Origin of the sequence: Rossellomorea aquimaris (assembly GCF_020172085.1) — a bacterium.
GTDB classification, from domain to species: domain Bacteria; phylum Bacillota; class Bacilli; order Bacillales; family Bacillaceae_B; genus Rossellomorea; species Rossellomorea aquimaris_E.
The window spans coordinates 178275-193568 of the sequence record NZ_JAIVAT010000003.1 but is presented as its reverse complement, the minus strand read 5'-3'; the positions used below and the strand labels follow the sequence as shown (position 1 = coordinate 193568).

Annotated in this window: 8 protein-coding genes and 1 pseudogene; 1 reads left to right on the top strand and 8 read right to left on the bottom strand. The window is 40.2% G+C overall.

The window, feature by feature from the left end:
- The first annotated feature begins 5 nt into the window (after positions 1-5).
- A complete protein-coding gene (locus LCL96_RS01575; RefSeq protein ID WP_224939743.1) occupies positions 6-893 on the top strand; it encodes an acetoacetate decarboxylase family protein in 888 nt (295 codons plus the stop codon).
- A 400-nt stretch (positions 894-1293) separates the two neighbouring features.
- On the opposite strand, the gene LCL96_RS01570 is transcribed toward LCL96_RS01575, so the two are convergent.
- The 8 genes and pseudogenes from LCL96_RS01570 to LCL96_RS01535 all read right to left on the bottom strand — a co-directional run bounded on the left by LCL96_RS01570 (position 1294) and on the right by LCL96_RS01535 (position 15059).
- Positions 1294-1677 carry an Imm50 family immunity protein gene (locus tag LCL96_RS01570; protein ID WP_224939742.1) on the bottom strand — a complete coding sequence of 128 codons (384 nt, stop codon included), beginning with the start codon at positions 1675-1677 and terminating at the stop codon, positions 1294-1296.
- Positions 1678-1914: 237 nt separating this feature from the next.
- On the bottom strand, positions 1915-2238 hold the full coding sequence (locus LCL96_RS01565; RefSeq protein WP_224939741.1) for a Bax inhibitor-1 family protein: 324 nt from the start codon (positions 2236-2238) through the stop codon (positions 1915-1917).
- A gap of 142 nt (positions 2239-2380) precedes the next feature.
- A complete protein-coding gene (locus LCL96_RS01560) occupies positions 2381-2557 on the bottom strand; it encodes a hypothetical protein (RefSeq protein ID WP_224939740.1) in 177 nt (58 codons plus the stop codon).
- 350 nt (positions 2558-2907) lie between these two features.
- Positions 2908-3189, bottom strand: coding sequence for a hypothetical protein (locus LCL96_RS01555; RefSeq protein WP_224939739.1), 282 nt, complete (start codon positions 3187-3189; stop codon positions 2908-2910).
- An 11-nt stretch (positions 3190-3200) separates the two neighbouring features.
- Positions 3201-4124 (bottom strand): annotated as a pseudogene (locus LCL96_RS01550) (RHS repeat-associated core domain-containing protein); the annotation flags it as partial.
- An 887-nt stretch (positions 4125-5011) separates the two neighbouring features.
- On the bottom strand, positions 5012-5332 hold the full coding sequence (locus tag LCL96_RS01545; RefSeq protein ID WP_224939738.1) for a DUF2185 domain-containing protein: 321 nt from the start codon (positions 5330-5332) through the stop codon (positions 5012-5014).
- Positions 5329-5859, bottom strand: a complete 531-nt coding sequence (locus LCL96_RS01540) for an ankyrin repeat domain-containing protein (protein WP_224939737.1) — start codon at positions 5857-5859, stop codon at positions 5329-5331. Before LCL96_RS01540 ends, LCL96_RS01545 begins: the two co-directional genes overlap by 4 nt.
- Before the next feature lie 17 nt (positions 5860-5876).
- On the bottom strand, positions 5877-15059 hold the full coding sequence (locus LCL96_RS01535; protein WP_224939736.1) for a DNRLRE domain-containing protein: 9183 nt from the start codon (positions 15057-15059) through the stop codon (positions 5877-5879).
- Positions 15060-15294: the final 235 nt, after the last annotated feature.

Here is a 15294-nt window from a genome sequence, read left to right as displayed (position 1 = left end):
ATGAAATGAAGGTGAATAAAATGAAACCAACTATTACATTTGATGAAGAACTTTTAGATAACCAACACCGATTTAACGACTCTTTCTTTCAACGATTCCCATTGGCATCAAGGGAAACACCTTTACAGTTAGATGAAAACATAAAAAAAGACTATTTGTTCCCAACGTTCTATCGAAATGTTGCCTGTACGATTTCCATTTTCCTATGTAGTTATAAGGAAGCGAAAAAATTAATGCCGCATCCGGATATACATCCGATAAAAATGCCAAACGGCCGTTCACTCATTGTGTTCTCCAGTTATGTTTATAGGGAAGTGTTAGGAATTCCACCTTATAATGAAGTAGCGATGAGTATCCCTGTACTGGTTAAACCTAGTAGTAATCCAATGATCTTACCTTTGCTTCTGGAAAAGCTTTTCAAGAACTTTGGTTATTACGTATTCTCAATGCCTGTGACATCTCAAGAAAACACGATAAGAGGTCATAAAATTTGGGGGCTTCCAAAAGTCGTCCAAGAAATTGATATTTACGAAGAAAATGGCCAGTCCATTACGATGATTAAGGAAGACGGCATTCCTTATGTAACGTTACATGTTCCAACTTCTGGTTCACCTAAAACGTTTGATGTGAAATCAAATCTATACTCCGTTTTAGATCATAAATTGATACAAAGTCAAACGAACTTTCAAGGTGATTTTGTTATTCAAAAAAATCTAAGGAAATTATTTACGAAAGAAAATAAAACCTCTGCCATCAAAATAGGAAATAGTTCTTCTGCTGAAAGGTTAAAAAAACTCCAAATCGAAGAAGAGCCTCTTCAAGTTAGGTACTCGAATAACATGAATAGTTGCTTTCATTTACCTAATAAGGAGTATTCCTCTTTTATAGTGTGAGAAACGAGAAAGTGTTTCATCATTAGATTTTGATCAAAAAAGTTCAAAATCCATCATTAAAAATAATAAAAGTTAAATGATCGAGGAACAAGTTTTTCACTGGCTCATAACACAACCATTAATTCTTGGAGAGAGTGGACGAAGGTTGAATTCCCTCCCTTCTTTAATTTTGAAGGGGGTTCTTTGTTGTATATACGGCTTTGCTTGATTATTAATTGACCTCCTTGACATGCTACATAGGACGTCATGATAGGTTTTGAATGATATCCTAGATTATTCAGGACACTATAAGCCCTCTCATTTGTGAGAGGGCTTTAATTTATTGACCTATGGAATTAATTCTAAAAATAAAAAACCTTGAAAGGTATTTAACCAATCAAGGTTTTCTTTTCCCCTAAATTTATTCTTTCATATAGGCAGTGACAGATTGAACAAATCCATATTCAGCTTTTATCAAAGCATTAACTGTCCCATTAATTCTAACTACGATTAGCTCAGATTCATCTTTATAAATTTCTATATCACCTTTATAGTCAATTGAACTTGCAGCTAATGAAATCTCTTTTACTGCTGACAAATCGACTCTAACACAAACTGTATTGTCTCCAAGGTCTTGCCATTTTTTAGGTGGATTTTCAGTATAAACCGGCATATCAAATGTAATTGCAACTATTTGACCTTCGTCTTGCATATTAATTTCCGAAATACGTACATTCTTTAGTTCAGGCATATCTCGATATAAACTAATTAAAAAATTGTTCCTTCCCAAAAATTCATACCACACTCTACCACTCCCTTTACTTATTAAATGGATAATGCTCTTTCGGACCGGGGACTTTCCCGATGTCGGGATCTACATCAAAATGGCCTGTCGGATCCACAAAATTTATCGGGTTATTGCTGGTGTAGGTATACAAATTTTCCGGAATCAATGATCTTGAGATAAATAAAACAACCTGAGGTCCTATAAATATAGATCTCAGGTTGTTTTGAAAGTCTCACTTTATTTATATATACCCTATCATTTATTGAAGATCGAATTAAGAATTCTTAGTAGATCTAAAAATAGATTAATAAAGTCAATATATAAATTAAATACAGCACTTGGTACATCTTCTTCTTCCTTCAAGTAGCGCTTCATCACAGATAAATCGTAAAGAACATATCCTGAGAAAATAACGACCCCAATATACGCAAGAGCTAAATGAAGGGATTTTCCACCAACAAATAGTCCAAAGATAGTAATGATGATGAGTGCCAGTAGTGCTGAAAATAACATAGGTCCAAGGTATGTGAAATCCTTACTTGAACGATAAGAATAGATAAATAAAGTACCGAATAACACGCTTGTTATTCAAAATGCGAGAAGCACTATATCGGCACCACTGGTCGACACGTAATATCCAATAGAAGGATATAGGCCAATTCCCATTAAGAATGTGAAGAGATATAAGGTTGAATATCTCATTCTAAACCCAAAAGGACCTCTACTCTTTCTCTTTACAATGGCTGAAATGATTAAGACAACAATCGTTATTCAAGACTCCTAAGGCTACAATGGTGGGGATGAACAACATCCCCACCACCATCCCTACAACCGTCATGAGTAATGATAGAAAAAACGATGGCAATACTTTCTTTTGAATTAAATGATTACTTTCCAACTTAACTTAACCCCCTAGTGACTTCAAAAAAAATGTAATGCCTTTTTATTATAACTATATACGTCACCTAATATTTTATTATAAGTTTAGTTATGCGCGAAAACACGAAGACCGGTCAACCTATTGATCACTACACCAAGCTTTAGAAAGTACTGGTATTTGCATAGGTACCTGTAATTATCTTATTCATTCTTAGCTCTTAATTATTTATTTTTTTATAATCGTAGTGCTCACTTCTTCTTACGTAGAAGAGAGATGAGGTTGTATAAACCTTCATCCCTTTTCTCATTTGCTTATTAATATTCAATTTGTAAGTGGCACAAACTCTTCATGGTTCAATAACATATAGTCTAGTAACCCTTAATAAGTATTTCTTGCAAACTTAAAACTTCTCTTTTTATATCTTGTTCATTGTAGTAAACATTTGAGAATATTAAATCTTCATCATAAGGGGAAAACCTTGCAGTTACTTTGCTCAAATTATTGAACAGTCTATACTCTAAATCACTTAACTTTTCATAATCTATTTCAATATTAAAAATGTTTGTGAACTGATCGCAAAAAGTTTTAGTGTCATAATTCCCCTTGGAATATTCATTTAAAAGATAATAAATTTGTTCCTTCGGATTCAAATTTGTTCCTCCTACTTCTTTTTAGGAATAGCTGGTAAAGGTCCCATTGCTTTTCTAGCATACTCAAAATGGAATATTGTATTAGTTCTTTCGTCATAAAGTACTTCCAAGTTATACTTTTTCCCATTCCTGTAAATAGTTGAATAATGCATCATCGCATCAGAGCCTCTTGGGTCAGGTATCCCTTTAGTTGATTTTATTGTATCTATTTGTAAACTTGTCGGAACATACCTTCCTATTTCATCCATATGTTGTCCTGATGTCTTAGTAAAGTTAACACCCTTATTTATGTCTTTTACTTTACCCGTACCCTTAAGAATCTTACTAGAGGTTCGCCCAGCCTTAATCCCATTCTTTAGGATACTTCCACCTGGTAACACCGCAACCCCACTTAATGCTGCGTTTTGATAGTCTCCATCCGCAAGATAGATAAGGGCATTCACCCCATCGGATACAGCTCCCAATGGACCGGGGGCGTTTCCGGCCAGATCTAGGCCAGTCTGAACCCATTGTTTAATGGATCTCTGTTTGGAAGAGGATCCTGACGATTTCGCCTGTACCTTCGCTTTCGCTCTCTGGGCAGACGGTTTACTCTGTTTATGGCTACTTGGCGTACTTCGGTAACTAGTACTTGGTTTACTCGGTGCGGCAATATACTTACCTGTTGGCAAGATCTTATTTCCGTCGGGATCGACATCAAAATGGCCTGTCGGATCCACAAAATTAATCGGGTTATTGCTGGTGTAGGTATACAAATGCTGCGTCCATGGATCGAATACGTTTCCAGAATACGTGTCTTGGGAGATGAACCGTCCCGTGTCCGAACTGTAGTAACGGGAATTCATATAGTGAAGGCCCGTCGAGGTATCCTGCACGGCTCCGGTAAACTTCACATCGTTTTGGAACGTTTTATCGCCCACTTCTTTGATGTTTCCAAAGTCATCATAATCGTATCCTTTGACTCGTTTGGCGTCAGAATCAACGACATTGGTGACACTTCCTCGTAGATCATAGTAATAGAAGAAGTAGAGGCTTTAAAGGGTTTTCGCTATACTTTGAATAAAAATAATTTATTCGATACCTCGTGCCACACAAAGAACCCCAAAGAATTATCTCTGGGGTTTGAACAAAATCATTGTTTTAATTTTCTACTGGTTTATCACCTGGTTTAGACCAAAAATACAAATTTTCAACTGCACGTTCTAGATCATCCATATCATCGGCCCCTAGTGACTTCAAAAAAATGTAATGCCTTTTTATTATTACTATATACGACACCTAATATTTTATTATAAGTTTAGATATGCGCGAAAACACGAAGACCGGTCAACCTATTGATCACTACACCAAGCTTTAGAAAGTACTGGTATGGATATTGGAAATTTTGCATATGGACCTGTAATTCTCTTAATAGTTTATATTTCTATTTGTATGATCGTAGTACTTACTTCCTCTTATGTAGAAGATAGATGAGGTTGTATACACCTTCATCTATCTTCTCAATTGCTTATTAATATTCAATAAGTAAGGAGTTTTAATTCTTAATGGTTTATAGCACGCGCTTTAATCCTTCAATAATTCGACTATTGTGAAAGCGTCATGTTTTCGTATTTTCCTCACTTTAGTCCACTAAATGTTAATTATCATCCACTTCAAAACAAAAATCTCCAAATGCTAATTCATCGTCCTCTATTTGTCTTTTTCCCTTAGCATTAGATATGTTATCTATTTCTTTAATTCTTAATCTTTTATACTAACTAATACCTTTAATTCTTTTTACAAGTAAATGTATATAATCCCTACTATTCACTAATATATCTTCTTAAAAAATTACCTTCTTTCCCGAATTAGTATATACAAAATATTTTTGGTTATTTTCACTTAGTAAAGTGATATCTGTGCCAATTGGCATATCAAAAATATTCATTATTGCTGGTTCAATTTCAATAATCGTTTCCCAGGCGCAAATTGACATATTTGATGCATATTGTAGAAATTCTTCTGTATCAATATCAGACAAAAATCTCCAACCATTATCAACATCATTTACTGGTTCTTCTTTAATACACCATTTTAATTTCCCTTTACTATTTAAAATATTTTTTGATACCACGCTACCACCTAACTCACTACTCTTTTTCAATTAATCGCCTCCAATGTTTTTTTCATATCTTCAGTTCCACGTTCTTCGATTATTCGTTTCAATGAATAACCAAATTTATTTAAATCATTAAAATTAGGATGTTTTTCTAGACAATATATGATTAAATCATTTCCATCCTTTGTGCGTTCTTTGAACACTTCTTGACATAGAGACAATATGGCAGAGTTAGCATATTTTTTATCTTTCAAATTCAAATCAACACCTTTGTCAATTAACTTAAATGCCATGTCAACAGCACCTATATAATTAATATTTGCTGCTAAATAGTGAAGTTCATTACATCCTTCATTTGAAATTATATTAACATTTGCATTATTGTCTAATAAAAACCTTGCTATATCAAACTTTCTGCTAATTAATGATTTTCCAAGTAAACTAATACCGTTTTTATCAACAAAGTTTACTACCTCTTCAATAGATTTATTTTCAATTTTCAACTTCTCTAAAAATTCTTCGAGAGTTCCAAACATTATTATAGTGCCAAAATCAGCTTTATTAATATCCATTTAAATCATTATCTCCCTTATTCATACTTATGACCTCGGTTCGTACTTGGCAATTCTGGTCTATAGTTTGCAGGGTCCTTATACCAAGCTAAGAATTCCTTCTTTGTCATAGTACCATTCATGTAAAGTTCATGAACCTCAGAATATTTGTTTCCCGGTGTATGCCCCATATCCCATTGTCCATTTCTGCGTTTAGATTTATCCCAAATTATTTCTGCTCCTGAGGGGTCATAGACTTTTCCAGTAATAGGATCTCTAGCATTGTCCCACACTTGTTCAACTTGACCCTTTCCATAACTTGGTCTGCCGTTACTATAAGGTTTTTTCGGAATATTTCCCATACCCTTAAGCATCTTACTAGAGGTTCGCCCAGCCTTAATCCCATTCTTTAGGATACTTCCACCTGGCAACACCGCAACCCCACTTAATGCTGCGTTTTGATAGTCTCCATCCGCAAGATAGATAAGGGCATTCACCCCATCGGATACAGCTCCCAATGGACCGGGGGCGTTTCCGGCCAGATCTAGGCCAGTCTGAACCCATTGTTTAATGGATCTCTGTTTGGAAGAGGATCCTGACGATTTCGCCTGTACCTTCGCTTTCGCTCTCTGGGCAGACGGTTTACTCTGTTTATGGCTACTTGGCGTACTTCGGTAACTAGTACTTGGTTTACTCGGTGCGGCAATATACTTACCTGTTGGCAAGATCTTATTTCCGTCGGGATCGACATCAAAATGGCCTGTCGGATCCACAAAATTAATCGGGTTATTGCTGGTGTAGGTATACAAATGCTGCGTCCATGGATCGAATACGTTTCCAGAATACGTGTCTTGGGAGATGAACCGTCCCGTGTCCGAACTGTAGTAACGGGAATTCATATAGTGAAGGCCCGTCGAGGTATCCTGCACGGCTCCGGTAAACTTCACATCGTTTTGGAACGTTTTATCGCCCACTTCTTTGATGTTTCCAAAGTCATCATAATCGTACCCTTTGACCCGTTTGGCGTCAGAATCAACGACATTGGTGACACTTCCTCGTAGATCATAGTGATAGAAGAAGTATTGATTCTTATAGTTTCCATCAAAACGCTTGGACGCCACGATATCTCCATCAGGGTTCAGGACGTTTTCTGTGATTTTTCGATTGTTTTCATCGGCCGTATATAGAACCGCATTCTCATTATACACATAATTGGTGATGGTTCCATCGGCATCTCGGCGTGTTCGTTGTCCGTCGCCATTATACCAGTTCTTCACCTTGGACGTATCTTTCCCAGGGGTCAAAGTTTCGACCTGAGCCAATTGGTTCGCATCATCATACGTATAATTCGTCGTCACATCGTTTAAGACGCCATCGATCTGTTTTTTCACGATTTCTTTCTGTTGATTTCCACGCTTGTCATAGACGTATGTCGCGTGAAGGGATCCATTTTTAGTCGTTTTTTCTAATTGGTTGAATTGATTATAGGAATAGACAAAGCTGTCCTTTCCTTCCGTCATCGCCTTTCGGTTTCCGACTTCATCGTAGGCGTAGGTCGTGATGTTGTCGCCTTGTTTCGACTCGGTTAGTTGTCCGGCTTCATTGTATTGATACGCTTTTTCGATGGTTTTCTCTTGATCATCAAAGTGTGTATAGGTCGTTTCGGTCTTCATATACCCACGTTGATCATAGTCCATCTGGTATTCTTCCATCTTCGCCTGACCATCTTTGGTGTACCGGATGGTCTCGGTTTTACCTAATGTGTTGTAGTCATAATCGACTTTCACAAACGAGGACCCACCGGTGTCAAAGGCCAAGTAGTTGTTGGTATGATCCACTTGTCCGGCTTGATTGTAAGAGAAATCCTGCGCTTTCTTCCCTTCCACCAAAATGGACTCCAGGCGATCGTATTCGTCATACTGGTAATCGATGTCTTTTTGTTGATCCCCTTCTTCGGTTGGATAGGAGACGCGTGTGACGTTGTCACTGTGATCGTATTGATACGCAATTTTCAAGCCGTTTTGGACTTCCTCTTTCAAACGGTCTTTTGGATCATACGCATACGAAGAAGTCGTCGTCGTACCATCTTTCGAATCGACCATGAGTTCACGATTCCCGTTTTCATCGTATTCGAATCGTGTCCAGTGCTTGGGACCGTAGGTCACTTTTTTCATTAAGTTGCGTTCGTCGTATTCTTGTTGGACCGTCGATCCATCATTGTGGATGGTTTTTGTCAGGTTCCCATTCAAGTCATACTCAAACGATTGTTCCATCTTCGAGGAGTCCGATGTGGTTCCTTCATTGACTTCCTTACGGACCCGTCCCAATGCATCCAAGTAGGTGGTCTTTTGTCTACCGAGCGCATCCGTGACTTTATTTTTTACCCATGTATTGTCTAATAGATCATACTCATACGACGTAACGAGCTGCTTTCCATCTACTTGTTTCGTCACATTCTTTAGACGGTTGATCTTATCGTACTGATAAGAGGTACTATACCCTTCTCCGTCAATGCCTTTGACGACATTTCCTTGATCATCATATTGACTTTGTGTGACCACTTTTTTCCCTGTTGGGTCGACAATCACTTTCGTTTGGCGATTCAGTTCATCATAGATGGACTCAACGACTCGCCCTTCTCCGTCCGTCACTTTCGTCATATTTCCGACGTCATCATAATCAAACTGTGTCGTGGTGTTCTGGGCTTCTGTTTGAACGAGCTGTCCTACTTCATTGTAATACTCTGTGCTCGTTCGGCCCTCCCCGTCCGTATAGACGATTTTTTCGTTTTGCTTGGCATCTACGAGATACTCAATTTCTTCTGTATCTCCATTGGCATAAATGGTTTTTGTCAGGCGCCCCACCTTATCGTACTTGAACTGAGTCAGGTTTCCCTTTTGATCTGAGATATCCTTCAGGTTGTGATTCCAGTCGTACGTTCGTTTGACGGTATACCCTTTGGGATCCACCGTTTTAACCAGACGATCCAATACATCGTATTCACTCGTCGTGATCAATCCTTTGGGATCTTTGATTTTCACTGGGTTGCCTTGCGAATCATATTCAAGGATTTCGGTGACTTTCCCGAGGGGTTCCTTGATTTTCTTTATTCGCCCTTTGGCATCATAGTCATAGGACGTGGTTTGCTTAAATTCATTTGTCATCGTGACTTGATTTCCAACATCATCATACGTATACGAAATCGTTCGTCCTTCAGGATCCGTGGTCTCCTTTAGATTTCCTTTGTCATCGTACTCAAACGTCGTCTTCGCCGTCACTCCGTCACGGACAGGCTCGATGATTTCTTTCACCAGATTCATCTTGTTATAGCCTTTATACTCCGTCACATGTCCAAGTGGGTCTTTACTCGTCAAAAGGTTACCACGATCATCATAGGTGTAGCGATGATGAAGGGTCTTTTTTACCCCCTCAATGGTGTTGTCAGTGTACATATGCTCAACCAACAGGTCATCATTGTATTCATAGTTCACCTTGTGCTGATCTTCATACGTTTTCGATGTGATCGTTCCGTTTGGATTGTGTGTAAACGACACCGTTTTTCCTTTGTCCGACGTGATGGTCGTTGAACCTTCTGTATACGCGAAGGTAGAATAGTCACTAATCGGGTCAGTGACCTTTAATACCTTACCATTCTTGTACTGGATTTTGGTTTCATACTTTTCGGGATCAACGATTCCGCGTAATTCTTGATTGTTGTCATCGTACTTATATTCTTCGGCGTATGTCACATTGCCTATTTGCTGATACACTTTCGCTAAGCGATCAGAAGAATCCTTGTAATCAAAGTGATACTCCCGTTGGGCAGGATCAACGACTTTCTCTAATCGATCCTTGTGATCATAAAAGAGATACGTTTTATCCCCGATGTTATTGATGACGATTTTTAGATTCCCCCGAATCGAGTCATAAACAAAGGTCAAGGCATTCCCGTTCGGTTCTGTTAGTTTGATCAGCTTCATTTGCGGATCAAACAGGTACTTGATTTGGTCTTTCCGTAAGATTTCATAGGAACCATCTGTATGCTTAGTCAAAGTCATATGGATCCCTTGCGGTGTTTCATATCCGCCATCTGCTTTTTTCGTAAAGCGATGAAGACTGCCATCTCCGTCTTTTAAAATGAGACCGACTTCTTGCTCTTGGTCATCGTATTCTTTCATTAAAGCCGTATTGAATGAGAAATCCCAGCCATAGCCTAAAGGTGTTTTCGTTGTCGATTGACTATTGAAGCTTCGTCTCATCACCATGGCCAGCTGCGGTGATACGGATACAAAATCGGACGATTGATACACTAGATTTCCACTACTAATATTGACATAGCCGTTACCGGTTGCGGTTGGGAACGAGCTATATCCCCAAAAGTCTTGAAGGCCTAATTGTTTTTGTACTTCATCCTGATCAACGCTCTTCGCCCACGCTTCATTTGAAGGGAGACTTTGACGCTCTTTCCCTTTCATCTCCTTGACAGCCACTACTTGGTAATAAAACGTTTGGCCGTAATGCAATTGAAAGTCATTCCAATACGAGTCCTTTACGCCTTCTGCGACAAGCGTGTCCTTTGAAGGAGTGAAACCTGGTGTGGAACTTCTGTAAATCGAATACGTCACCCCTTCTGTTGAAGAAGCGTTCCAGCGTAAATAGGTCATGTAGTTCACGTTTGGTGTCGCCGTTAGATTCGTTGGGACATCAATGAGCTGAACGTTGAAGGCATTTCCTTGTTTGTTGACGTAAACAACTTCAGAGTCCCATGAATCCAACACAGGAGACACACCTGTTGAGGACGCATTCAATGTTGCCCGTAAGGTCAACGTCGATCCCGTATGGGATAGGGCATGGGTTTGATTCGGATGAACCTCTTCCCAGGTGTGTCCGCCATCAGCTGACGCTTCATACGTGATGGAGGTCCCACTTGGGGTTTCTTCCACTGTCGAAAGGTGAACAGTACTGATATTCCCTGAGACCGATTTCGTAACGGATTCGATCGATCCTGATCTTGCTGATCCACTGATCATCACCTTCTGACCGTTCCGAACGACGTTCGATAGGGATCCTATAAACTCTTCTCCCTCAAATCCGTCCACAATCCCCTGTGTCCGGTACGCGAATGTACTATAGTGATATGCTCCCTCAGCGTCTTTCCCTCGAAGATAGAGTTGATTTTTACTCCCCTCATGGTACGCCGTCGCATCGAATGTCGTGGTCTTTTCAGATGGACCCATGTGTTTGACAAGCGTTGAGTTGATAAACACATCGACTTGTTCAAACCCCTCAAGGGCTTGAGAAAGGGTATTGAGACTAAGGTTTTTGATTTGATACTCAACCTTTTGAAGTGCGTCTGTGACAATCCCCTCATGAATCGGGTTGGTTACTTGAATCGCCGGCGCGATACTCGTCGTATCCTTCGCCTTCATCACATGCGTAGTCTTTTCTCCGGTATTGCCGGCCTCATCCTTGGCGGTCAATCGGAGTGTGTATTCCGTTTCTTCCTTAAGGTCCGACGTATTCCATGCATAGGTAAGGTCATGTAATGAGGTGGTCCCCGTTTTCAGTGTCGTATACTTAGTGGGGGTCTTTCCTTCTCCATAGGACAATGTCCAAGAATACGGGCTCGCACTGGACGACTGATCTACTTCCTCAAAACGAATAGAATCAAACCACGCCGTTCCAGAGGCCTCTTTATTCCAGTGGTCGACTTCTAAATAAAGTCGGGCCCTTGTGGTATCTTTTGGTGTCGTAAACACCAGTTCTTGTTCTGTCCAACCGTTTACGCCTGTTAATTGATGGTCACGGTTATCATCCCATGATAATGACGCTCCATCATTCTTCAGGCTATTCACGTTAAAAAACGCATTCGCATTCGCCAAATTCGTTTTGATCATGCCGGTTATTTTGTAGGTGGTATTCGGTTTAACCGTGACATCATAGGTCGTCGCCAAGTACCCCAGTTCTGATCCAGGGCTTGTTGAATCAGATTTAATTTTAATGGAAATAGTCTCTTTTTCCCCGTCACCTTGGGAAAGGACCGTTGGATCTTCCACTACTTGAGCTTCTCCGATATTATTTGCTTTCGTCTCCGTCCATCCCTCTAATCCCGATGAGAAGTCGCCGTTTTGAATGAGATTAACAGCCTTCCCTTTTTCGGTTAAAGAAATGCCATCAAACCAAGCTAATCCTTGTCCTCGATCACTATGATGATCAACTTCCAAGTAAATACGGCCTTTCTCTGTACTTGCAGGAGTCGTAAACGTCAGCTCATGATTGGTCCAATCTTGAACACCTGTTAATTGAGTGGTTCGACTGTCGTTCCATTGTAGATGCTTCCCATCTTTACTCAACGATTCAACATTAAAGAATGCATTGGCTTCTTTTAGATTGGTTCTGATTTTCCCCTTTAACGTGTATGTCGTATTCGCTTTCAGGTTTACATCATATGTCGTCGCAAGCAATCCAAAATCTGTTCCTGGACTTGACGACACAGGGGATAACTTTAACACCATGACATCTTTTGACGCCCCCGATGCATCTTCTACAGATGTCGTTCCTGAATCATAGGAGCGCCTTTCTGTCCATCCTTCCATTCCCTGCGCAAAATCACCATTGTGAATCAAGTTCGTAAACGTGGTTTGCGGGCTTGGATTTACGACCCGAACATGGATATCCTCTATTCCTTTGATCGTATCGTTTTCGGCTGGTGATACGAATGAGATAGAAGGTGCTGTTGTGTCCTTATAAATCTTCACCGATTTCGGTTGCCCGGTGTTTCCTTCTCGGTCTTTTCCGCGCACTTGAACGGTATGGATGCCATCCTTTAACTCACCCGGAATCTTGGCCGATCCACTCTCACTATTCACGCCGAGAGAATCCCATGGTTGATCATCTACTTTATATTCAATGGCTTCCAATATTTGATTGTCCGTGATGCCTGTCCACGAAAGAGTATGCGTTTTGGCTGTGCTCCACACTGACGGAGAAACATTCAGGGAAACAGGGGTACTCGGGCTCGTTCGATCCTTCGTCTTATAATCACTAGATGTGGCATATCCAGAGTCATTTCCCTTTGCATCAAACGCCCTTACTCGGAACGCTACCGTGGCGTCATCTGGTAAATCATCCACCGTCAGTTTATACGTATTCGATCCCGTATGTTTCACACTTCCAGCTGAGCTCCATGACCCATTTATGCTTTTTTGAACCTCATAGTATGAAATCCCAGAGTCGATACCGGAAGGTAAATCCGTTACCTCTTTCCATGACAGGATCGCACTGGCACTATCTCCACTATTGACGGGACCATCTTGTATCGTCACCGTGGGTGTCCGTGGTACATTCGGACGTGTACTATCCGGTAGCGTAGGCATAGCCGGTGATGAGATATCCGTCTCTACATTGAATTCAGAATTGTATGCGATCACCCGAAACCAATAGTTGTGACTGTTGGTGTATTTTCCACCTGACGCCACATAGGTACTTTTCGGGTCGTTGGGGAATTCGGTCCCTTTGCCATCACGGTGAAGCCCGTAGGTTCCCCGTTCAATTTCAGCTGGTGTTGGCCAGATCTTCTTTCCTTTTGTGGACCAACTGGTCGTATTCTTCACATCAAAATGTTGATACTCTTTTCCATTGAAAATGGCCACCTTGTATCCAGTAGCACCGGTTACTTTACTCCAAGATAAATCAAAATAGCCGGTCCCTGTATTCTTTCCACTCGAATACGCTTTCACCGTTGGTTGTTGCGCCGCGCCAAGAGTCGTATACGTCACCGATACATAAGGTTTATTACTACTATTAGAGGCTGAGACCACCTTTTTCCAATGGGTCATTTTATTTCCGTTTGTATGGAGCTTGAATCCATAATTCGTTCGCGTTCCCTTGTTCCATTCTTTGACGACTTGAGTGACATCTGCTTTTGCCCATTGGTCACGACCAACATTCACACTCGTTAAATTCGTTGAACTCGGCTTATTATTCCAATTCAATGAAGACGAGGACCAATTTCCGTTGACCCGGTCAATCCACAGACCATTCGGGGAATTGGCATAATACGCATGGGTGACATATAAATTCAACGTCGCTTTATCCACCATATACCCTTTTTGGGGAGTGAGGCCGTCCGTTTGAGGTTTTAGAAAGGCGTAACACATTCCGGTGGTGGAATCATATTCTCCAATTTTCAATACATATTGTCCTTGTGAGCTATCCCATTTCCCAGAATTATAATTGGTTGTCGGGTACTTACTCATGACAAATGTATCCATGGTGGTTCCAAGTGACGTCGACGGATCAATGTAGACTGGATAGACGCGATCTGGATCAGATAACCATTCATCATCTGCCTCGATAGTGAGTACGTACCCTTCCTCATTTGGAGTAAGACGTAATTTTACGTTTTCTGATCGAGCGTTTTCTCCTTTATGATCATCATAGTTGGAGTCTTCCATGTAAGGCTTAGGAATCGTAAAGATAGACTTCTCGTTCTGATCCGAGAATTCGATATCCCCATTTGAGGTTAACTCTCCCTTTAAATCGGTATCGAGTTGAAAGGTAAAGGTGTTGAATCCTTTGTAAGAATGAAGGATGATATCTTCTTTCGTTTCATCCCCAAACGCAATGTTTCGTAAATCGATATCAGGAAAAATGCTTTTATGTAGAATCCGATTCTCTTCGTACGATGCGTTGACGTCCTGTGGAGTAATCGAGGATTCTCCCTGTTGAGAGGCTCCTAATATGGAGTAGGTGATGGTGTGCCCATCGACTTCAAACGTTGCGTACTGCCCGTTTTTCATCTTTTTCTGGAAGGATGAAAGAAGATTGGCATTTTCTGTTTCTACCTCATTTTTATCTGAAGCATCTTCTACTAAATGAGTAGAAATCTCTTCGAGCTCTCCATTCTTTTCATTCTTTTTATGAATGGGCTCGAAATAGATGTTTTTCGTAATCTTATTGTCCCCGGAGTAAAAGACTTTCGAATTTTCCGTCCGTTCCTCCACAATTTCGTCGCCAGGTTTTAGATCCTTGTATTCTGTTTCGTTGACGACCTCTGTTTTAGAGTACTCTTTTCCCTCAGATAGCGGCTCTATCTTCGGTTCTTTCTGTTCTTGTGAGGATCGTTTAAATTCCTCTGCGAATACAGACATAGGCAGCGATGCTAGAATCATCACAGCTATCATCTGAATCGTTAAAAACGCTTTCATTTTCTTTCGCATGTTATTGGTTCCCCTTCCATTTTTTTCACTGACAATCACCTATTATACGTGATTATAGTTCAAATGGAATCCTGTTTTCGGACTATATTAACAGTAAAATAAGGTATCGATTCAGTATTTTACTAGTTTTGTAAATGAATAGAAAAAAACTGATGAAAGTGCGATAAACCTCACGAATGACAGACTCTCACAGAGGTATAGGAAACCCTCGCCCCGTTCTATGCTCTTTTACTAT